Consider the following 20,242-nt stretch of genomic DNA (forward strand, 5'->3'; position numbering starts at 1 on the left):
GCCGGGGGCCCGGAGCGGGTGGACCGGCGCGGGGGCTCAGGTTCCGGGCGAGGCGCGGCGGCGGCGCGCGAGCAGACCGCCGGCGGCCGCGAACGCGACCAGCGCCGAGCCCGTGAGCAGGAACACCCGCCCGTCGGGGCCGGCGTCGCCGCCCGCGCCGGTGGCGACCCCGTCCTTGGGCGTCCGGGACCTCCCGGGCTCGCGCGCGGGCCCGGTCTCGCGGGTGCGCGTCGTGCTGGGGGAGGGCGTCGGCGTGGGGGTGGACGTCGCGGACGGGTCCGTCCCGCCCGCGCCGACGGTCAGCGGGTACGTCCTGAGCGCCTCCCTGTCCTTCACCTCGCACTCGATGAGCGGGGCGTTCTCCTGGGCGCCGATGTTGACGGCCCCGGGCCGCACGGTCGCGCTGCCGGTCCTCCCGGACGTGGCCTTCAGCTCCACCGAGGAGGGCAGCGCGATGACCTGCCCGGGGGTGACGGCGCCCGGCGTGCCGGCCCCGGTGGCGGAGGTCAGGCCGGGCAGGCCCGAGATCCCGGCGTGCGCGTAGAGCTTCACGCCGGCGGGGAGCCCTGCGGCCGGGGCCTTCAGCTCCGCGCCCGGCTCGTAGGCGCCGGTCCAGCCGATGGTGAACGGCACGCCGGCTCCGGGGCTGTCCGGCATGGTCAGGGTGACTCTGATCCTCACCTCCTGCCTCGCCTGGGCCTGGTCGGTGCAGGTGTACTCGACCAGGTCGCCGGCGCCCGAGCCGCCGCCCGGCTGCCCGACGGCGACGGTCACGCTCTGTGTGCCCGTGGTCGTGCAGGTCGTCACGGCGGCCGGCGCGTCGGCCAGGCTGAACATGAGGCTGCCGGGTTCGGCCGACGGCTTGACCGTGATCTGGCCGCCCGTCACGGCGGTGACGGTCACCGTGCTGGTCTTCTGGGCCGCCGGCACGGAGGTGGCGCCCGCGGCGACGGCCGTGTCCGTGACCTCGAGGTCGGCGTGCACGCCCCCGATGACCTGCAACGCGCCCGCCACCAGGAGCTGCGTCGCCGTGGCCGGCGCCGTCCGCAGGGTGAGCGCGGGCAGTTTCCAGGTGACCTCGAACGTGCCGCTCGCGGTGTCCGGGACGGAGATCGGCACCGTGAGCGACGTGTCGCCGACCGGCCCTCCCGTGCAGGTGTACGTCACGGTCAAGGTCTTGTCGGCGGCCCGTACGGGCGAGGCGGGGATCACGGCGGCGAGCACGGTGGTGAGCACGGCGAGGGCCGCGGCGGATGAACGGGCGGCGAGACGCCACCACGCCCTGGGGGTGGGCACGGTCCGGCTCCCTGACGGCGGGGGATCAACAGGGGCCCCCAATATCCCAACCGCGGATCACGGTTGGGTGGAGATCCGGCGTGCGGGCATGAAGGGGAGGACGGTCACCGGGGAGGGGGACGGCGGTGAAGCAGATCATCGAGGCCGTCGGCGCGGCGCTGGACGTCGCGGGCGTGCTCGTCATCGCCGGTGGCACGGTCGTGGCCAGCGTCGTGTTCGGGTTGCGGTGGGTGCGGGCGCGGCGGGAGGCCGACGTGTACCGCCTGTACCGGCAGGGGGTGGGGCGGGCCATCCTGCTGGGGCTGGAGCTGCTGGTGGCCGCCGACATCATCAGGACCGTGGCGGTGTCGCCGACGTTCCAGAGCGTGGGGGTGCTGGCGGTCATCGTGGCGGTGCGGACGTTCCTCAGCTTCTCGCTCCAGGTGGAGCTGGAGGGGCGGCTGCCCTGGCAGCCGCCGCCCGCGGCGGACGGGGTCAGGCCGACTCGCGGACGACCAGCTCCGTCGGAAGGATGACCGGGTCGGCCGGGCCGCCGCCGAACAGGCCGAGCAGCAGGCGGACCATGGCGGCCGCCTGTTCCGCCACCGGATGGCGGACCGTCGTCAGCGGCGGCTCGGTGTACTTGGCGGCCTCGATGTCGTCGAACCCCACCACCGCCACGTCGTCCGGCACGCGCCGACCCGCCTGGCGCAGCGACTGGAGCGCCCCGACCGCCATCAGGTCGTTGGCCACGAACACCGCGTCGAGCGCCGGGTCGTCGCCGAGGAGCTGGCGCATCGCGACCGCGCCCGACTCGCGGGTGAAGTCGCCCACCGCGACGATCGAGCGGCGGTCGGAGTCACGCAGCACGCTGCGGTAGCCGGCCAGCCGGTCCTGGCCGCCGATCATGTCCTGCGGGCCCGCGATCGTGGCGATGCGCCGCCGACCGGCCGCCACCAGGTGGCGGACCGCCAGCTCGGCGCCGCCCACGTTGTCGTTGTCCACGTATGGGATGTCGACGGGCACGGCCGGGCGGCCGTAGGAGACGACGGGGACGCGCAGCCGTGACAGCGCGGCCGGCAGCGGGTCGGCGCCGTGCATCGAGATGAGCATGACCCCGTCGACGTGCCCGCCGGCGATGTAGCGCTCCACCCGCGCGTGGCTCTCGGCGGAGGAGGCGAGCATCAGCACGACCTGCTTGTTGACCGCCTCCAGCTCCACGCTCGCCGAGCGGATCACCGTGGAGAACAGCGGATCCTCGGAGAACACCCTGGTCGGCGGCTCGGAGACGACCAGGGCGATCGAGTCGGTGCGCTGGGTGACCAGGCTGCGCGCGGCCGAGTTGGGCACGTAGCCGAGCTCGTCGATCGCGCGTTGCACGGCGTCGCGGATGTGCGGAGCGACCGTCGTCTGCCCGTTGACCACGCGCGACGCCGTGGCGCGGGAGACCCCCGCGCGGGCGGCGACGGCCTCCAGCGTCGGGCGTCTCATGGCTGGACCGAGTGGGAGAGCACGGAAAAAATCTACAGCCCGTTCCTGACGATCACGTCTCTGAACCACAGCGCGCTGTCCTTCGGCACCCTGGCCTGGGTCGCGTAGTCGACGTGCACGATGCCGAACCGCCGTGAGTACCCCTCGGCCCACTCGAAGTTGTCCAGCAGCGACCACACGAGGTAACCGCGCAGGTCCACGCCCGCCGCGATGGCGCGGTGGGCCTCGCGCAGGTGGCCTTCGAGGAAGGACACCCGGTCGGCGTCGTGCACCCGGCCGTTCTCCACCACGTCGTCGAAGGCGGCGCCGTTCTCGGTGACCATGAAGGGGACGCCCGGGTAGTCGCCCGACAGGCGGACGAGCAGCCTCGACAGGCCGTCGGGCACGATCGGCCAGCCCATCGCGGTGGTGGGGGCGTCGGCGCTCCGGAACCCGACGTCCTCCGAGCCCGGCCAGGCCGCGTCGGCCGGCTCGCCCGGGCTCGCCTCGACCACGCAGGGGTTGTAGTAGTTGATGCCGATCTGGTCGATCGGGGCGGCGATGATTCTCAGGTCACCGTCGTGGATGTGGCTGGTGCCGCCGTTGCGCCGGGCCGCCTCCAGCACCTGCTCCGGGTAGCGGCCGTGGATCACCGGGTCGAGGAACTGCCCGGTCAGCAGCGCGTGCACCCGCTCGGTGGCCGCCGCGTCCGCCGGGCCGGGTGTCGCGGACGGGTCGTTGACCTGGGCGGGCGTGAGCACGGGGGCGGAGTTGACGACGAGCATGAGGTGCCGCGCGCCCTGCTCGCGCAGCCGGGCGGCGGCCAGGCCGTGGCCGAGCAGCAGGTGGTGGGCCGCGCGCATGGCCTCGCCCGGGTCGCGCCGGCCGGGCGCGTGCACGCCGTTGCCGTAGCCGAGGAACGCCGACACCCACGGCTCGTTGAGCGTCGTCCAGTGGCGGACCCGGTCGCCGAGCCGGTCGTGCACGAGCGCCGCGTACTCGGCGAAGCGGTATGCGGTGTCGCGCTCCGTCCAGCCGCCCCGGTCCTGGAGCGCCTGCGGCAGGTCCCAGTGGTAGAGCGTCACGTACGGCGAGATCTCGGCGGCGAGCAGGCGGTCCACGAGCCGGTCGTAGAAGGCGAGCCCGCGCGGGTTGGCGGGGCCGGACCCGTCGGCCTGGATGCGCGGCCAGGCCACGGAGAACCGGTAGGCCGCGAGCCGCAGCTCGCGCATCAGGTCGACGTCGTCGGCGTGGCGATGGTAGTGGTCGCAGGCCACGTCGCCGGTGTCGCCGCCCGCGACGTTGCCGGGGGAGTGGGAGAAGGTGTCCCAGATCGACTGGCCGCGCCCGTCCTCCTTGACCGCCCCCTCGATCTGGTAGGAGGCCGTGGCGGCACCCCAGACGAAGTTTTCCGGGAAAATCATCCTTTGACCGCTCCTTGCATGATTCCACCAATGATCTGCTTGCCGAACAGGACGAAGACGAGGACGAGCGGGAGCGTGCCGACCGCCGTGCCCGCCAGGCCCAGGACGTAGTCGTTGACGTAGCCGCTGGCCAGCGTCGACAGGGCCACCTGCACCGTCGGGTTGTCCGGCTGGAGCACGACCAGGGGCCAGAAGTAGTCGTTCCAGGCGGACATGAACGTGAGCATGCCGAGCACCGCCGCCGCCGGCCGCGCGACCGGCAGCACCACGTGCCAGAACAGCTTCCAGGTGGTGCACCCGTCCACCCGCCCGGCCTCCAGCAGCTCGGTCGGCAGCGCCCGTGACAGGAACTGCGTCATGAAGAACACCCCGAAGGCGTTCACCAGGGCGGGCACGACGAGCGCGTACATGGTGCCGGTCCACTCCAGCTTCACCATGAGCATGTAGAGCGGGATGCTGCCGAGCAGCGCCGGCACCATCATGGTGGCGACCGTGATCAGCAGCAGGATGTCGCGGCCACGGAAGCGCAGCTTGGCGAAGGCGAACCCGGCCAGCGTCGAGAAGAACATCACCGCGACCGCGATCGACCCGGCCACGACGAACGAGTTGAGCAGCGCCAGCGCGAACGGCACGGTGTCGAAGACCCGCGACACGTTGGCGAGGAGGTTGCCGCCCGGCAGCAGCGGCGGCGGCACCTCGGCGAGCGCGGAGTTGTGCCGCGAGGCCACCACCACGCTGTAGTACAGCGGGAATGCGGAGAAGAAGGCCACCGCGACGAGGGTGAGGTAGCGCAGTCTCATCCCAGACCGCCCTTCAGCCGGCGGGTCAGCAGGAAGTTGATCCCGGCGACCAGCACCACGGCCAGGAACATCAGCCAGGACGCCGCCGAGGCGTAGCCGAAGTCGAACTTGGTGAAGCCCTGCTCGTAGACGAACAGCGCGAGCGTCTGGTACTGCCGGTCGGGCCCGCCGCTGACGGCCCCGCCGCCCACCCCGCTGCTCGCGCCGAACAGCAGCGGCTCGGCGATGATCTGCATCGCGCCGATCGTGGAGACGATGACGACGAAGACGATCGTCGGCCGGATCATCGGCACGGTGATCCGGCGGAGCTGCGTGAACGAGCTCGCCCCGTCGAGGGTGGCGGCCTCGTACAGCTCCTTGGGCACGGCCTGCATGGCCGCGAGGAAGATCAGCGCGTTGTAGCCGGTCCAGCGCCACATGATCATCGTGGAGAGCGCGACGTGCGAGGTGGCCGTGCCGGCCGCCCAGTCGATGGCGCCGGCGCCGAACCACGACAGCACCCAGTTGATGACGCCGTAGTCGCGGCCGAAGAGCTGGCTGAAGATCACCACCACGGCCACCACGCTGGTGACGTTGGGCAGCAGCAGCGAGACCCGGAAGAGGGTCTGGAACCTCATCGGCCGGTTGAGCAGGTGCGCCAGCCAGATGGCGAGCAGGAGCTGCGGCGCGGTGGACAGCACCCCGATGGACAGGGTGTTGAAGGCGGCGTTCCAGAAGTAGCCGTCGGTGAGCAGCGTGGCGAAGTTGTCCAGCCCGACGAAGGTCTGCTCCTCCTCCAGCAGGGTCCACTCGTGCAGGCTCACCCAGGCCGTGTAGACCAGCGGGAACAGCCCGAACGCGCAGAACAGCAGGAAGAAGGGCGCGACGTAGGCGTACGGCGACACCCTCACGTCGAGGGTGTGCCGCACGCCACGCCCGCGCCGCCGGGGGACGGCGAGAGGCAGGGCGCTCATTTGATCTTCTTGACGTCCTCGAGCACCTGCGCCCACGCCTGGTCGGGCGTCTGCTTGCCCTGCTCGACGCGCCCCAGCCCGTCGCCGATCACGACGCGGACCTCGGCCTCCTTGGGCCCGAGGTGCTGCGGCTTGAGCGCCTTGGCCGCCTCGGAGTAGATCTTGCCGATCGGCGCGTCGCCGAAGAAGGGCTTGGTGAAGTTCTGGATCGACGGGTCGTCGTAGAGCGCCGGGATCGACGGGAACGTTCCCTCCTCCTTGAAGACCTTGGCCTGGTTCTCCTTGGAGGTGAGGAAGTCGATCAGCTCGGCCGCCTCCTTGGGGTGCTTGCTCTGCTTGGGGACCATCAGGTGGGAGCCGCCGCTGTTGCCGGACCCGCCGGGCACGGTCGCGATGTCCCACTTGCCGGCGGCGTCCTTGGCCTGCTCCTGGATGTAGCCGGTCATCCAGGCGGGGCAGATGATCGTGGCGAAGGCGCCCTTGGCGAAGCCGGTGTTCCACGGCGGCGAGAAGGCGGCCAGCTTGGCGGTCAGCTTCTCGGAGGTGAGCCGGTTGGACAGGTCCCACGCCTTCTTCACGTCGGGGTTGGACGCGACGATGATGTTGTCCTGCTGGTCGTACAGGCCCGTCGGGGCCTGGTTGACCATCGCCCGGAAGATCTCGCCGGGGCTGTCCACGAACTTCGCGCCCGCCACGTCGGCGGCGGCGAACTTCTTGCCCGTCTCGATGTACTGCTCCCATGTCGGCCAGAGCTCGGCGACCTCGTCCCGGTCGGTGGGCAGTCCGGCCTTCTCGAACAGGTCCTTGCGGTAGCACATGGCCAGCCCGCCCACGTCGGTGCCGAGCCCGAGCAGCTGGCCGCCCTGCTTGCTGAGCCCCTGCTGCCACTTCCAGTCGAGGTAGTCGCCCTGCCGCTTGTCCAGGCCGAACTGCCTGAGGTCGTGGAACCTGGCGGGCTGGGCGGTGAACGTGCTGATGTAGCCCACCTCGACGGCCTCGACGTCCGCCGCGCCGGCGTTCGTGGCCAGGCGCTTGACCAGGTTGTTGTGGTGGTCGTTGAACTGGGTGACGTTCTCGGCGATCTCGATGTTCGGATGGGTCTTCTTGTACTCCTCGTAGAGCGGCTTGAAGCCGAAGTCGCCGAACAGTCCGACGGTCAGCTTGATCTTCTCTCCGGGCTTGGCGGCCGTGTCCGCGCCGCCTCCACCGCCCGCGCCGCCGCACGCCGCGGCCAGGGTGAGCAGGGAGGCGGTGAGCACGGGTACGGCGAGTCGCCGGATGCGAGGGGTCATGGAACCCTCCTGGGTTCGGGCTGGGGGATGTCCGTGAGAGCGCTCTCTCGGTAGAGTCCTAGGTCTCACACCGGCTCGTCAACATGAGTTGGATAACGATCCGGGTTGCGAGAGAGCGCGTTCACGCACACGCCCGGCCCGTGGCGGCGCGGGCGGCGCGGGCGGCGCGCGCGGGGCGGGCGGCGCCCGCGGCGCGCGCGGGGCGGGCGGCGCCGGCGGCGCGCGCGGGGCGGGCGGCGCGCGCGGGGCGGCGTCAGTGGAAGGCGGGCAGGCCCGTCAGCGCCCGGCCGATGACCAGCGCGTGGATCTCCGAGGTGCCCTCGTAGGTCAGCACCGACTCCAGATTGACCGCGTGCCTGATCACCGGGTACTCCAGCGTGATGCCGCTCGCGCCGAGCAGCGTCCGGCAGGTCCTGGCGACGTCGAGCGCCTCGCGGACGTTGTTGAGCTTGCCGGCGCTCACCAGCTCGGCGGTCAGGGCGCCGCGCTCCTTCAGCCGCCCGAGGTGCACGGCCAGCAGCAGCCCCTTGCCGAGCTCCAGCGCCATGTCGGCGAGCTTGGCCTGGGTGAGCTGGAACGAGGCGAGCGGGCGGGCGAAGACCTCCCGCTCGGCGGCGTAGGCCAGGGCGGTCTCCAGGCAGTCGAGCGCCGCCCCCATCGCGCCGAACACGATGCCGAACCTGGCCTCGTTCAGGCAGCCCAGCGGCCCCGACAGGCCGCGCGCGCCCGGCAGCATCGCCTCGGCCGGCAGTCGCACCCCGTCGAGCACCAGCTCGCTCGTCACGCTGGCGCGGAGCGAGATCTTGTGCTTGACGTCGTGCGCGGCGAAGCCCGGCGTGCCCGCCGGCACCAGGAAGCCGCGGACGCCGTCCTCCGTGCGGGCCCAGACGACCGCGACGTCCGCCACCGACCCGTTGGTGATCCACATCTTGGTGCCGTTCAGCACCCAGTCGGAGCCGTCGCGCTTGGCGGTCGTGCGCATGCCGCCGGGGTCGGAGCCGAAGTCCGGCTCGGTGAGGCCGAAGCAGCCGATCCGCTCGCCCGCCGCCATGGCCGGCAGCCACTCCTGCTTCTGCTCCTCGCTGCCGTACTTCCAGATCGCGTACATGGCCAGCGAGCCCTGCACCGACACGAGGCTGCGCAGGCCCGAGTCGGCGGCCTCCAGCTCCAGGCAGGCCAGGCCGTAGGCGACGGCGCCGAGCCCGGCGCAGCCGTACCCGTCGAGGTGCATGCCGAGGACGCCGACCGAGCCGAGGGTGCGGGCGAGCTCCCGCGCGGGCAGCTCGCCCGTCTCGAACCAGCCCGCGACGTGCGGCCGGATCTCCCGGTCGCACACCTGGCGGACGGTCTGGCGGATGGCGCGCTCCTCGTCGGTGAGGAGGCCGTCGAAGGCGAACAGGGCCGAGGGGTGCATGGGCGCTTCTCCTGTATTTTGGATCCAATATTGATTATTCAATATGCCACAGTTAGAGTGCGGTGACCATGGACCTGCTGCACGCCTCCCCGCCCGCCCCCCGCCACGACCGGACCGTGACCGGCCGCCCCGGGGTCCCCGCGTGAGCGGCGCGCTGTCCGGGCTGCTGGTGGCCGACTTCAGCCGGGTGCTGGCCGGGCCGTACGCGACCATGCTCCTCGCCGACCTCGGCGCCGACGTCGTCAAGGTCGAACGGCCGGGCACCGGCGACGACACCCGCTCGTGGGGGCCGCCGCACGCCGGCGGCGAGGCGACGTACTTCCTGGCCGTCAACCGCAACAAGCGGTCGATCGCCCTCGACCTGCGCGACCCCGCCGACCTGGAGGTGGCCCGCGCCCTGGCCGGCCGGGCCGACGTGCTCGTGGAGAACTTCCGGCCCGGCACCATGGACCGGCTCGGGCTCGGCTACGACGCGCTGCGGGCCGCCAACCCCGGGCTGGTCTACTGCTCGGTGACCGGGTTCGGGACGGGCGAGGGCGCGGGCCTGCCCGGCTACGACCTGATCGTCCAGGCGGTCGGCGGGCTGATGAGCGTCACCGGCGAGCCGGGCGGGCCCGGCACCAAGGCCGGCGTGGCCCTCGTGGACGTGATCACCGGGCTGCACGCGGCGCTCGGCGTGCTGGCGGCCCTGCGCCACCGGGACGCGACGGGCGAGGGGCAGCGGGTGACCGTCTCGCTGCTGTCGTCGCTGCTGTCGGCCCTGACGAACCTGTCCTCCGGCTACGCCGCCGCCGGGGTGGTGCCCGCCGCCATGGGCAACCGGCACCCCAGCATCGTGCCGTACGAGGTGTTCCAGGCCGCCGACCGGGCCATCGTCATCGCGGCGGGCAACGACCGGCAGTTCGGCGCGCTCTGCCGGGTGCTCGGGCTGGACGGCCTGGCGGCCGACCCCCGCTTCGCCACCAACGCCGCGCGGGTCGCCCACCGCGACGACCTGGTCGCGCGGCTCACCCGCGCGCTCGCGGCCCGCACGGCCGCCGAGTGGTTCGCCGCGCTCACCGCCGCCGGGGTGCCGTGCGGGCCGATCAACTCCGTGGCCGACGCCTTCTCGCTGGCCGCCGAGCTGGGGCTGCGGCCCGTGGTGGGGGAGGGAGCGGCGGCTCAGGTGGCGAACCCCATCGGGCTCGACGTGACGCCGCCCGAGTACCGCCTGCCGCCGCCGGCACTCGGGCAGGACGAGCAGTGGGTTCGTGAGATATTGGGCGAATGACCGCGCCAGAGGGGCGGCTCGCCGCCGACGAGGGACGCCGCAGGCCGCCGACGGCCCAGCAGTTCGTCCTCGGCGAGCTGCGGCGCGCCATCACCACCGGCCGGCTGCGCCCCGGCGACCCGATCCGGCAGGAGTCCCTGGCCGAGGAGCTCGCCGTCAGCCGCGTCCCGCTCCGCGAGGCGCTCAAGACGCTCCAGGGTGAGGGGCTGGTCACCTATCAGGCGCACCGCGGCTACTTCGTCGAGCGGCTGTCGCTCGACGACCTTCGCGAGGTCTACCTCATCCGTGAGCTGCTGGAGGCCGAGGCCGTCCGCCGCGCCGTGGCCCGCCTCACCGACGAGGTCGTCGAGGCGGCCGAGCAGGCGCAGGCCGAGGTGGAGCGGGCCGCCGCGGCCGGCGACGTGCTCGCGATGGCCGAGGCCAACCGCCGCTTCCACATGACCGTCTTCGAGGCGGCCGGGCTGCCCCGCCTGGTGCGGATGATCAGGACGCTGTGGGACTCCACCGACGCCTACCGGTCGGTCTACTACGGCGAGGAGGCCAACCGGCGGCGGGTCGTCGAGGAGCACCGGGCCGCGCTCGACCTGCTGCGCCGGCGCGACGCCGACGCCGCGGTGCGCGCCCTGGCCGCGCACCGCACCCACGCCGTCACCAGCATCGAGGCGGTCCTGCCGCCCCCCTGACGCCCCGTCAGGTGAGGACGCGGCCGACCATGCGGGCGTACATGCGCCCCGGGCTCGGCGCCTGGGCGAGGAAACCGGGCAGCATGGGCAGCCCCACCACGAACGGCTCCAGCCGCGCGTACAGCTCCTCCGCGCCCGACGGCCGGTCGTCCGGCCGCTTCTCCAGCAGCTGCCCCAGCAACGCGGCCAGCGGGCCGGGCAGCCCGGGCACGGCCGGCGGCCGCTCCTTGACCTGCTTCTCGAAGACCACGTAGTCGGTCGGCCCGGTGAACAGCTGCCGGCCGGTCAGCATCTCGTGCAGCACGCAGCCCAGCGAGTAGAGATCGCTGCGCGGCTCGGCGACCCCGTGCTGGATCTGCTCCGGCGCCATGTAGGCGGGCGTGCCGAGGATCTGGCCGATCCGGGTGAACGTCGTGACGTCGGTGTCGCGCAGCATCGCCAGGCCGAAGTCGAGCACCTTCACGCTGCCGTCGGGGCAGAGCATGAGGTTGGTCGGCTTGAGGTCGCGGTGACAGATCGACAGCGCGTGCGCGGCCGACAGCACGGCGCACGCCTGGGCGGCGATCCCGGCGGCCCACGGCACCGGCAGCGGGCCGTGCTCGCTCACCACGTCGGCCACGGTGACGCCCTCGATGAACTGCATCACCTGGTAGAGCCGCTGCTCGTGGGTGCCGAAGTCGTACAGGACCGGGGCGCCGGGATGCTCCAGCCGGGCCAGGATGCGCGCCTCGCGGATGAAGCGGCGCTCCAGCTCCTGATCGGGGCCGCTCGGCAGCCGGAGCAGCTTGACCGCCACCCGGCGGTCGAGGTGCCGGTCGTGGCCGGCGTACACGGCTCCCATGCCGCCCTGGCCGAGGGGAAGGTCGTCGAGCACATAGCGGTCGCCGATGACCATTCGCCCTCCCCCCGCTGCCTTCGGGAAAAACTACACCGTCAGGACTGCGGGTGCAGGTGGCCGTCGGCCAGCCCGTCGAGCCCCAGCCGGATGAGCGTCTGGCCGAGCGCGGTGGTCTCGCGCAGCGCGTCCTCCAGCACCGCGAGCTGCCGGAAGGCCTCGCCGTACGCGCCCTGCTCCTTCAACGGCAGGCGGGGCAGGCGGGTGCGCCGCACGTCGAACCGGCTGGACCCGGTCGTCACCCGGCCGCCGGCCGCGCGCAGGAACCCCGCCAGGAAGTCGGGGTCGAGCCGGCGCCGGTCCACCCGGTAGAGCGTCAGATGCGGCCCCAGGACGCAGCCGCCCTCCGCCATCACCCGCACGCTGGAGTAGGACGCCACCACGTCACCCGGCTGCACCTGCACGAGGCCCTGCCGCCCCCCGGTCCGGCCGGTCGGCGCCGCGCCCTGGGCGAGGTCGTCGGCCGTGAGCACCGCCACCTCGCCGGCCCCGGTCGCCATCCTGGCCGGCGCCTGCAGCACGGTCACCAGCCCCTCCTTGATCAGGTCGCCGACCGTGGTGAAGGGCTGGTCGAGCGGCTGCTCCAGCACCTTGAGGTCGGGCGGTGCGGCCGTGGCGGCCAGGAAGCGGTCACGGGCCTCGGTGAAGGCCCGCCCGAGGTCGTCGCGGCGCTGGTGACGGGCCGGCGTCATGTCGACCTCGTCGGCCAGCAGGTCGATGATGCGCACGGTCTGGTCGGAACGGTCCTCCAGGTAGGCCCGCCAGGCCGGCTCCACGATCGCCAGGTCGTCGGTGGCGTCGAGGATGAGCACGTCGGACGGCGGCCGCTCGCCGGCCGCCGGGCGGCGCAGCAGCCACAGGTCGGAACCGGGCAGCGCCACCACGGCACGCAGCGCGCCGGCGCGCAGCAGGTTGGCCCGGATGCGCCGGCCCGCCTTGCGGCTGGCCGCGGCGGGCGGCATGAGGACGGCCACCCGGCCGCCCGGCCGGACGTGGGTCAGACAGTGCTGGACCCAGGCCAGCTCGGGCTCGCCGCGCGGCGGCAGGCCGTACTCCCAGCGCGGGTCGCCCGTCAGCTCCTCGTAGCCCCAGGTGCGCTCGTTGAACGGCGGGTCGCACACGACCGCGTCGGCGCGCACCCCGGCGAACCCGTCGTGGCGCATCGAGTCGCCCGCGGCGATCTCGGCCGGCACGCCGCGCAGCCGCAGCCGCGCCGTCGTGATGCGGGCGGAGGTGTCGTTCAGCTCCTGGCCCAGCCTCCGGCCGGCCGGTGCGGCCGGGCCGGGGGCGAGCAGCAGCGTGCCGACGCCGCAGGCCGGGTCGAGGAGGGTGCCGCCGCCGGCCTCGCCCGCCGCGCCGCCGCCCGCGCCGACCAGCCGGACCATCAGCTCCGCGGTCTCCTCGCGGGTGACCGACAGGCTCCGGGAGTGCGCCTCCAGGTAGCGCTCGCAGAGGAACTCGTACGCGGTGAGCGGGTCGTGCCGCTCGGCCAGCTCGGTCACCAGCCCGGCCAGCTCGGGGTCGAGCGCGCTGCGGCCGGTGGTGAGCAGCGTCCCCGCCTCGGCGACCAGCTCGCCCAGGCGCAGATCTCCCGCGGCCCTGAGGCGTTGCCACACCCGATCTCCCAGCGAGACCTGGTAGGACTTCCCATAGCGTCGCAGCCACGCCTCCACCTGCGGAAGCGAGAACAATGGCTGATTGGTGGTTCCTCCGACGGGACGGGGGAAGTCGTCGTGGCGGCGCCGCCAGTTGCTCACCGCGGCACGCCCGACCCCCGCGAGCCGGGCGATGTCCCCGGCGTTCACGGTGGGGTCGTGGCTCATGCGGCCCACAGTAGTTCACAAGAGTCTTCAGCGCATCTGCTTGTGAAGTCTTTCAACCAATGATTTACTGCTGGGTATGAAGCACAACATCCGCTATGCCGCCGGATCAGATGTGGGCCGCCGCCGAGAGCAGAACGAGGACTCCGGCTATGCGAGCGGCCGGTTGCTCGTGGTGGCTGACGGGATGGGTGGACACGCGGCCGGCGAGCTGGCGAGCTCGGCGGCGATCGCCGTCATGCGCGAGCTGGATGCCACGCTTCCCGAGACCGGTGCCGACCTGGAGGCCGCGCTGGAGGGCGCCGTGCACGAGGCGGCGCGCAGGCTGGTCGAGCTGGCCGAGATCGACCCCGCGCGCAGGGGGATGGGGACCACGGTGACCGCCCTGCTGTGGGACGGCTACCGGTTCGCCCTGGCTCATCTCGGTGACTCCCGCGGATACCTGCTTCGCGATGGTGCTCTTTACCAGATGACCAAGGATCACACACTTGTGCAGTCGATGGTGGACGAAGGACGGATAACGGAGGATCAGGCCGCCGTGCATCCCCGTCGTTCCATGGTGCTGCGGGTGCTGGGCAGCGAGGGCCGGGCCGAGCCCGACATGGCGCTGCGCGAGGCCGAGCCCGACGACCGCTACCTCCTGTGCTCCGACGGGCTCACCACCGTCCTCGGCCCCGAGACGCTGCACGAGGTCCTGACCACGGTCGCCGACCCGGCCCTGGCCGTCCAGCGGCTCATCGACCTGGCCAACGAGGGCGGCTCGCCCGACAACGTGACCGTGATCGTGGCCGACGTCGTGCCGCCGGGCACCGGCGACGACCAGGTCTACCGGGTCGGCGCCGGCGCCTGACGGCGGAGGCCGCCCCGCCGGTCCACTCCAGGTCACTTCTGTCGCTTCTGTCACTGCGTTCGCCACTTTGCCGGTGTTCGGCGCGCGATCACGACGGCACGATTAAAGTCCATCGTGATCTGCCCGATTCTGGGAGGTGCGGCCCTGGACCCGATCGCGGAAGCCCTGCTGAAGCAAGTCCGCCACGAACTCGGTTACCGGGAGAAGGGCGGCCAGCACACCAAGTTCGGCCACTGGTACGCCGAGCGCGTCCAGGACCCCCAGTACCGGGACGCGCCCTGGTGCGACATGTTCATCGCCTGGGCGGCCGACAAGGCGGGGGTCGCCGACTACGTCGGGCAGTTCGCCTGGACGCCGTCCCATGCCGTGTGGTTCATCAAGCAGGACGCCTGGAGCACCGAGCCCGAGCCGGGGGCGCTGGTCTTCTTCGACTGGAAGGGCGGCAAGAGCTACCAGGGCGTGGACCACGTCGGCGTCGTCGAGCGCGTGTCCGGGGACAAGATCCACACCATCGAGGCGAACGTCGACCGCGTCTGGCTCAAGCGCAAGGTCCGCGACACCGACAAGGTCGTCGGCTACGGGCTGCCGCGCGTCGTCAAGGCCAACGCCCAGCTCACCGAGATCCGCAGCACCGAGCGGCCGCTGGCGCCGGCGGCCCGCGCCCGCGAGGCGCAGGACTCGCCGTTCGACGTCCTGGGCACGCCGCAGGCGCTGCTGGCGGCGATGGTGCTGACGACGGTTGTCCTGTCCCTCCGCTTCGCCGGCCGCCGCCGCGGCACCCACCGCCGCCTCGCCACCCTCTGGAACGCGCCACCCCACCCCCGCACACCGCCGCCCCACACGCGACCTCGCCCCACGGCAGGCCACCTCACCGCCGCCCACCCCACCGTGGACCCCACCGCCCACCCGACCGTGGACTCCGCCGACGGGCCGTCCGGTCCGCCGTCCGTGACCGTTCCCCGGGCGCGCGTTCCCGCCGGAGCCGGGAGCGCCGGCGCCCCCACCCGGCGCAGGCCGTACGAGCCGAAACCCTGACGGGACAGCGGGGGACGCGGACCTGGATCGGCGGCTGCGGGTTCGCGGGATCACCACCCTGGTCGTCGCCGGCATCACCACCAGCGGTGTCGTGCTGTCCACCGTCACCGACGCCGCCGACCGCGACCAACGGCTCCACGTCCTGTCCGACTGCGTCACCGATCCGGACCCGCGAACCCACCGGACGCTGATGACCGGCGCTCTCCCGAGGCCGGCCGACATCGTCGACACCGCCGGACTGCGCTCGCTCCTGTACGAGAACGGCCCGCTTCCGCCGGGGGCCGGAGAGTCCGTCGCCCCATTCGGTGGGAAATAGTAGGACGTCCTAGTATCTTCGTAGTGAGGCCCCGCACAAAGGAGTGAGAAGCCGTGCACGCACCGGTTCACCCCGTCCGATTCGTGACGGCCGCGGCCCTGTTCGACGGCCACGACGCGGCGATCAACATCATGCGGCGCATCCTCCAGTCGCAGGGGGCGGAGGTCATCCACCTCGGGCACAACCGCTCGGTGGACGAGATCGTCACCGCCGCCATCCAGGAGGACGTCCAGGGCGTGGCGATCAGCTCCTACCAGGGCGGCCATGTCGAGTTCTTCAGCTACCTCGTCGAGCTCCTGCGCGAGCGCGGGGCCGGCCACATCAGGGTGTACGGCGGAGGCGGCGGGGTCATCGTCCAGGACGAGATCGACCTGCTCCACTCCCGTGGCGTGGCCCGCATCTTCTCGCCCGAGGACGGCCAGCGCCTCGGCCTGCCCGGGATGATCAACAAGCTGATCGAGGAGTGCGACGTCGAGCTGACGGGCGAGCCCCCGGTCGAGGCCGTCGTCTCCGGCGACCAGGCCGCCCTCGCCCGGGCGATCACCCTCATCGAGACCGGCAGGGCCACGGACACCCTGCTCGACGGGCTGCGTGCCGCCGGACGCGAGCGGCGGGCGCCCGTGCTCGGCGTCACGGGCACGGGCGGCTCGGGCAAGTCGTCGCTCACCGACGAGCTGGTGCGGCGCTTCCGGGTGGACAACGACGACAAGCTGCGCATCGCGATCATCGCCATCGACCCGACCCGCAGGCGGGGCGGCGGCGCGCTGCTGGGCGACCGCATCCGCATGAACAGCCTGGGCCCCCAGACCTACTTCCGCTCCCTGGCCACCCGGGGCGCCGCGAACGAGGTGCCCGCCTGCCTCGACGACGTCGTCACCGCCTGCCGCTCGGCCGGCTACGACCTGGTCGTCGTCGAGACCCCCGGCATCGGCCAGGGCGACGCCGGGATCGTGCCGCACGTGGACGTGCCGGTCTACGTCATGACGCCCGAGTTCGGCGCGGCCTCCCAGCTGGAGAAGATCGACATGCTCGACTTCGCCGAGGCCGTCGTGATCAACAAGTACGAGCGGCGCGGCGCCGAGGACGCCCTGCGCGACGTGCGCCGGCAGCTCCTGCGCAACCGCGAGGCGTTCGGCGTGCCGCCGGAGCAGATGCCGGTCTTCGGCACGATCGCCGCCCGTTACAACGACGCCGGCGTCACGGCCCTCTACCACCATCTCAAGGGCCTGCTGGTGGACAAGGGGATGCAGGCCGGCCCCGGCCTGCTCGCGCCGGTCCGCGGGCGCACGTCCGAGATCTCCGCGGCCATCGTGCCGCCGGCCCGCGCCCGCTACCTCGCCGAGATCGCCGAGACCGTCCGCGCCTACCACGCCGAGACCGAGGCCCAGGCGGAGGTGGCCCGCCGCCGCCAGCAGCTCGCCGCGGTCCGCGCCCTGCTCGACGGGGACGACGACCGGCTGGCAGAGCTGGAACGGCGGGCCGAGGGGGAGCTGAGCGACGAGAGCCGGGCGCTGCTCGACTCCTGGCCCGCCACCCGCGAGCAGTACACCGCCGACGAGCTGGTGGTGAAGGTCCGCGACCGGGAGATCCACACGCCGCTGTGGCGCGAGACGCTGTCGGGCAACCGCATCCCCCGGGTGGCGCTGCCCCGGCACACCGACCACGGCGAGCTGCTGAGGTTCCTGCGGGCCGAGAACCTGCCCGGCAGGTTCCCGTTCACGGCCGGGGTGTTCCCGTTCAAGCGGGACGACGAGGACCCGACCCGGATGTTCGCCGGCGAGGGCGACCCGTTCCGCACCAACCGGCGGTTCAAGCTGCTGTCGGAGGGCCAGCCCGCGACCCGGCTGTCCACCGCGTTCGACTCGGTCACGCTGTACGGCAACGACCCCGACCTGCGGCCCGACATCTACGGCAAGGTGGGCACGTCCGGCGTCTCCATCGCCACGCTCGACGACATGAAGGTCCTCTACGACGGCTTCGACCTGACCGCGCCCAACACGTCCGTCTCGATGACCATCAACGGCCCGGCCCCGACGATCCTGGCGTTCTTCCTCAACGCCGCCGTCGACCAGGCTCTCGACAGGTGGCGGGCCGAGCACGGGCGCGAGCCGGGTCCCGACGAGGCCCGCGAGGTGCGGGCGCGCACCCTCGCCACGGTCCGCGGCACGGTGCAGGCCGACATCCTCAAGGAGGACCAGGGCCAGAACACCTGCATCTTCTCCACCGAGTTCAGCCTGCGGATGATGGCCGACATCCAGGAGTGGTTCATCGCCAACGGGGTGCGCAACTTCTACTCGGTGTCGATCTCCGGCTACCACATCGCCGAGGCCGGAGCCAACCCGATCAGCCAGCTCGCCTTCACCCTGGCCAACGGCTTCACCTACGTCGAGGCGTATCTCGCGCGCGGGATGAAGGTGGACGACTTCGCGCCCAACCTGTCGTTCTTCTTCTCCAACGGCATGGACCCCGAATACAGCGTGCTCGGCCGGGTGGCTCGCCGCATCTGGGCGGTCGCGATGCGCGAGAGGTACGGCGCCGGCGAGCGTTCCCAGAAGCTCAAGTACCACATCCAGACCTCGGGCCGGTCCCTGCACGCCCAGGAGATGGACTTCAACGACATCCGCACGACCCTGCAGGCCCTCATCGCCGTCTACGACAACTGCAACAGCCTGCACACCAACGCCTTCGACGAGGCCGTCACCACCCCGTCGGCCGACTCGGTGCGCCGCGCGATGGCCATCCAGCTCATCATCAACCGCGAGTGGGGCCTGGCCCGCAACGAGAACCCGCTGCAGGGCTCGTACATCATCGACGAGCTGACCGACCTGGTCGAGGAGGCGGTGCTGCGCGAGTTCGAGCGGTTGTCGGACCGGGGCGGCGTGCTCGGCGCGATGGAGACCGGCTACCAGCGCGGCCGCATCCAGGACGAGTCGATGCTGTACGAGACGCGCAAGCACGACGGCTCGCTGCCCATCATCGGCGTCAACACCTTCCGCAACCCGCGCGGCGACGAGCCCCGGCAGGACAAGCTGGAGCTGGCCCGGGGCACCGAGGAGGAGAAGCGGTCGCAGCTGACCCGGCTGCACGACTTCCACGAGCGGCACCGCGGCGAGTCGCCCGCCGCGCTGGCCCGGCTGCGCGAGGTCGCCATGTCCGACGGCAACGCCTTCGAGGTGCTCATGGAGGCCGCCCGGGTCTGCTCGCTGGGACAGATCACCGACGCCCTGTTCGAGGCGGGAGGCCAGTACCGCCGCAACGTGTGAGCACTCAGGCCTTGCGGCCGACCCCGCCCAGCGCCAGCGACGCGGCGGGGTCGGCCGTGAAGTCGACCGCGTCGGCCTCGTCGGGCCGCCACTGCGGCAGCCAGACCAGCCCCGGCTCGGCCGGCTCGAACCCGGCGAGCAGTTCCGCGATCCGGTCCCGGCCGCGCGGGGTGAAGGGGATGCCGGCGCGCCGGTAGACCTCGCCGGCCGCCGCCACGGCGGCCGGCCGGGCGTCGCCGGTGGCGTGCGACAGGACGAGGTGGCTGCCGGGCGCCATCGCGCGGCGCAGCGCGGCGACGATGCGGGTGGGGCCGTCGGCGTCGCCGACGAAGTGCAGGACGGCGCCGAGGACGATCCCGACGGGCTCGGCGAAGTCGATGACCCGCAGCACGTCGGGATGCCCGAGGATGGCCTCGGGATCGCGCAGGTCGCCCTCCGCGACGGCGGTGCGGCCGTCGTCGGCGGGCAGCGCCCGCAGGTGGGTGAGCACGACGGGGTCGTGGTCCACGTAGGCCACGCGCGCCCCCGGCGCGGCCCGGCCGGCCACCTCGTGCACGGTCGCCCGGGTGGGCAGCCCGGTGCCGATGTCGACGAACTGCCGCACGCCCGCCTCCGCCAGCCGCCGCACGGCCCGCAGCACGAACGCCCTGTTGGCCCGAGCGGCGGCACGCATCTCGGGCGCCGCGCGCAGCATCTCCTCCGCCGCCTCCCGGTCCACCGCCAGATGGTCCTTGCCCCCGAGGAGGTAGTCGTAGAGCCGGGCGATGTTGGGCGTGGTGGGATCGAAGCCCTGTAATTCTCGCTCCAACCGGCGATCCCCCGATCCAGAGACGATCTTTTGCTGAGAGTGTACGGATCCGTCAGCCCTTTTGTGGAGTACTCTACGCAATTCAACAGAATTTTGTTCGTCCCGCCGGAAGCGGCCCCGCGTCCGCGCCCGAGAGCGGCGCCGGGTCCCGGGCGCTCCGGACCGGCGCGGCCCCGGCCGTTAGGGTGGCGAGGGTGACGGACGACGCGGAATTCGCCGACGACACGAAAACGGCAGACGCGGCATGCGCCGACGACACCGGGGCGGTTGTCCGCGTGCCCGGGACCGTGCGGCGGATCGTGTCGCTCGTCCCCTCGCTGACCGAGTCCGTGGCGGCGACCCTGCCCGGCGCCCTGGTGGGGGCCACCGACTGGTGCTCCCACCCGCCCGGCCTGGACGTCGCGCGGGTGCGCGGCACCAAGAACCCCGACCTCGACGCGATCAGGCGGCTGCGGCCCGACGTGGTGCTCGCCAACGCCGAGGAGAACCGCGAGCCGGACCTCGTGGCGCTGCGCGAGGCGGGCCTGGCCGTGTGGGTGACGCGGATCGAGACGCTCGACGGGGCGTTCGCCTCCCTCGACCGGATGTTCCGCCACGCGTGCCGCACCGGCCGGCCCGGCTGGCTGGAGCGGGCCGAGCAGGTGTGGCGGGGGGGGGGGGGGGGGGGGGGGGGG

At 72.6% G+C, this 20,242-nt stretch carries 18 protein-coding genes; 8 read left to right on the forward strand and 10 right to left on the reverse strand.

What is annotated here, in order from left to right; translation table 11 throughout:
• Window positions 1-36: 36 nt before the first annotated feature.
• The gene (locus CXR44_RS06965) at window positions 37-1,296 is read right to left on the reverse strand and encodes a hypothetical protein (protein WP_101784033.1); all 1,260 of its coding nucleotides are present in this window, start codon (window positions 1,294-1,296) and stop codon (window positions 37-39) included.
• A gap of 125 nt (window positions 1,297-1,421) precedes the next feature.
• On the opposite strand from CXR44_RS06965, the gene CXR44_RS06970 reads away from it, so the two are divergent.
• Complete coding sequence (locus CXR44_RS06970) at window positions 1,422-1,811, forward strand: DUF1622 domain-containing protein (RefSeq protein ID WP_101784034.1); 390 nt, start codon at window positions 1,422-1,424, stop codon at window positions 1,809-1,811.
• Here the strand turns inward: CXR44_RS06970 and CXR44_RS06975 are convergent.
• The 6 genes from CXR44_RS06975 to CXR44_RS07005 all read right to left on the reverse strand — a co-directional run bounded on the left by CXR44_RS06975 (window position 1,771) and on the right by CXR44_RS07005 (window position 8,628).
• Complete coding sequence (locus CXR44_RS06975) at window positions 1,771-2,766, reverse strand: LacI family DNA-binding transcriptional regulator (RefSeq protein ID WP_101784035.1); 996 nt, start codon at window positions 2,764-2,766, stop codon at window positions 1,771-1,773. The two genes, CXR44_RS06970 and CXR44_RS06975, sit on opposite strands and share 41 nt — an antisense overlap.
• Before the next feature lie 32 nt (window positions 2,767-2,798).
• Window positions 2,799-4,169, reverse strand: a complete 1,371-nt coding sequence (locus CXR44_RS06980) for a GH1 family beta-glucosidase (protein WP_101784036.1) — start codon at window positions 4,167-4,169, stop codon at window positions 2,799-2,801.
• Complete coding sequence (locus tag CXR44_RS06985; protein ID WP_101784037.1) at window positions 4,166-4,969, reverse strand: carbohydrate ABC transporter permease; 804 nt, start codon at window positions 4,967-4,969, stop codon at window positions 4,166-4,168. The genes CXR44_RS06980 and CXR44_RS06985 overlap by 4 nt, the downstream gene beginning before the upstream one ends.
• Window positions 4,966-5,922, reverse strand: coding sequence for a carbohydrate ABC transporter permease (locus CXR44_RS06990; RefSeq protein ID WP_101784038.1), 957 nt, complete (start codon window positions 5,920-5,922; stop codon window positions 4,966-4,968). Before CXR44_RS06990 ends, CXR44_RS06985 begins: the two co-directional genes overlap by 4 nt.
• Window positions 5,919-7,214, reverse strand: a complete 1,296-nt coding sequence (locus tag CXR44_RS06995; RefSeq protein ID WP_101784039.1) for an ABC transporter substrate-binding protein — start codon at window positions 7,212-7,214, stop codon at window positions 5,919-5,921. The genes CXR44_RS06990 and CXR44_RS06995 overlap by 4 nt, the downstream gene beginning before the upstream one ends.
• Window positions 7,215-7,467: 253 nt before the next feature.
• Window positions 7,468-8,628 (reverse strand): acyl-CoA dehydrogenase family protein, encoded by a 1,161-nt coding sequence (locus CXR44_RS07005; RefSeq protein ID WP_101784040.1) that lies wholly within the window; start codon window positions 8,626-8,628, stop codon window positions 7,468-7,470.
• Window positions 8,629-8,770: 142 nt separating this feature from the next.
• On the opposite strand from CXR44_RS07005, the gene CXR44_RS07010 reads away from it, so the two are divergent.
• Both CXR44_RS07010 and CXR44_RS07015 read left to right on the forward strand, forming a co-directional pair.
• The gene (locus CXR44_RS07010) at window positions 8,771-9,898 is read left to right on the forward strand and encodes a CaiB/BaiF CoA transferase family protein (protein ID WP_245898901.1); all 1,128 of its coding nucleotides are present in this window, start codon (window positions 8,771-8,773) and stop codon (window positions 9,896-9,898) included.
• On the forward strand, window positions 9,895-10,581 hold the full coding sequence (locus CXR44_RS07015) for a GntR family transcriptional regulator (RefSeq protein ID WP_101784042.1): 687 nt from the start codon (window positions 9,895-9,897) through the stop codon (window positions 10,579-10,581). The genes CXR44_RS07010 and CXR44_RS07015 overlap by 4 nt, the downstream gene beginning before the upstream one ends.
• Window positions 10,582-10,588: 7 nt before the next feature.
• Here CXR44_RS07015 and CXR44_RS07020 read toward each other — a convergent pair whose 3' ends face one another.
• Window positions 10,589-11,476: a serine/threonine-protein kinase gene (locus CXR44_RS07020; protein ID WP_101784043.1), complete on the reverse strand. Its 888-nt coding sequence runs from the start codon at window positions 11,474-11,476 to the stop codon at window positions 10,589-10,591.
• Between the two features lie 38 nt (window positions 11,477-11,514).
• Entirely contained in the window at window positions 11,515-13,299 is a 1,785-nt protein-coding gene (locus CXR44_RS07025) for an HsdM family class I SAM-dependent methyltransferase (RefSeq protein ID WP_101784226.1), read from the reverse strand.
• 76 nt (window positions 13,300-13,375) lie between these two features.
• Here CXR44_RS07025 and CXR44_RS07030 point away from each other — a divergent pair, with 76 nt between their 5' ends.
• The 4 genes from CXR44_RS07030 (at window position 13,376) to icmF (ending at window position 18,760) form a co-directional block, all read left to right on the forward strand.
• Complete coding sequence (locus tag CXR44_RS07030; protein WP_101784044.1) at window positions 13,376-14,146, forward strand: PP2C family protein-serine/threonine phosphatase; 771 nt, start codon at window positions 13,376-13,378, stop codon at window positions 14,144-14,146.
• A 114-nt stretch (window positions 14,147-14,260) separates the two neighbouring features.
• Window positions 14,261-15,181 carry a CHAP domain-containing protein gene (locus CXR44_RS07035; protein ID WP_101784045.1) on the forward strand — a complete coding sequence of 307 codons (921 nt, stop codon included), beginning with the start codon at window positions 14,261-14,263 and terminating at the stop codon, window positions 15,179-15,181.
• A gap of 22 nt (window positions 15,182-15,203) precedes the next feature.
• A complete protein-coding gene (locus tag CXR44_RS07040; protein ID WP_101784046.1) occupies window positions 15,204-15,497 on the forward strand; it encodes an isochorismatase family protein in 294 nt (97 codons plus the stop codon).
• 53 nt (window positions 15,498-15,550) lie between these two features.
• Window positions 15,551-18,760, forward strand: a complete 3,210-nt coding sequence (icmF, locus tag CXR44_RS07045) for a fused isobutyryl-CoA mutase/GTPase IcmF (protein ID WP_101784047.1) — start codon at window positions 15,551-15,553, stop codon at window positions 18,758-18,760.
• A 4-nt stretch (window positions 18,761-18,764) separates the two neighbouring features.
• Here icmF and CXR44_RS07050 read toward each other — a convergent pair whose 3' ends face one another.
• Complete coding sequence (locus CXR44_RS07050) at window positions 18,765-19,568, reverse strand: SAM-dependent methyltransferase (RefSeq protein ID WP_101784048.1); 804 nt, start codon at window positions 19,566-19,568, stop codon at window positions 18,765-18,767.
• 194 nt (window positions 19,569-19,762) lie between these two features.
• Between CXR44_RS07050 and CXR44_RS40680 the strand changes: the two genes are divergently transcribed.
• On the forward strand, window positions 19,763-20,242 hold a 480-nt coding region (locus tag CXR44_RS40680; RefSeq protein ID WP_342748530.1), incomplete at its 3' end, for a helical backbone metal receptor.

The sequence above is a fragment of the Nonomuraea indica genome, assembly GCF_002850745.1.
GTDB lineage: Bacteria > Actinomycetota > Actinomycetes > Streptosporangiales > Streptosporangiaceae > Nonomuraea > Nonomuraea indica.

Coding starts and splice junctions, on each gene's coding strand:
- CXR44_RS07025 (WP_101784226.1), bottom strand. CDS start 13,299: ATGAGCCACGACCCCACCGTGAACGCCGGGGACATCGCCCGGCTCGCG.
- CXR44_RS06995 (WP_101784039.1), bottom strand. CDS start 7,214: ATGACCCCTCGCATCCGGCGACTCGCCGTACCCGTGCTCACCGCCTCC.
- CXR44_RS07020 (WP_101784043.1), bottom strand. CDS start 11,476: ATGGTCATCGGCGACCGCTATGTGCTCGACGACCTTCCCCTCGGCCAG.
- CXR44_RS06985 (WP_101784037.1), bottom strand. CDS start 4,969: ATGAGACTGCGCTACCTCACCCTCGTCGCGGTGGCCTTCTTCTCCGCA.
- CXR44_RS06980 (WP_101784036.1), bottom strand. CDS start 4,169: ATGATTTTCCCGGAAAACTTCGTCTGGGGTGCCGCCACGGCCTCCTAC.
- CXR44_RS06975 (WP_101784035.1), bottom strand. CDS start 2,766: ATGAGACGCCCGACGCTGGAGGCCGTCGCCGCCCGCGCGGGGGTCTCC.
- CXR44_RS06990 (WP_101784038.1), bottom strand. CDS start 5,922: ATGAGCGCCCTGCCTCTCGCCGTCCCCCGGCGGCGCGGGCGTGGCGTG.
- CXR44_RS07030 (WP_101784044.1), top strand. CDS start 13,376: ATGAAGCACAACATCCGCTATGCCGCCGGATCAGATGTGGGCCGCCGC.
- CXR44_RS07005 (WP_101784040.1), bottom strand. CDS start 8,628: ATGCACCCCTCGGCCCTGTTCGCCTTCGACGGCCTCCTCACCGACGAG.
- CXR44_RS07015 (WP_101784042.1), top strand. CDS start 9,895: ATGACCGCGCCAGAGGGGCGGCTCGCCGCCGACGAGGGACGCCGCAGG.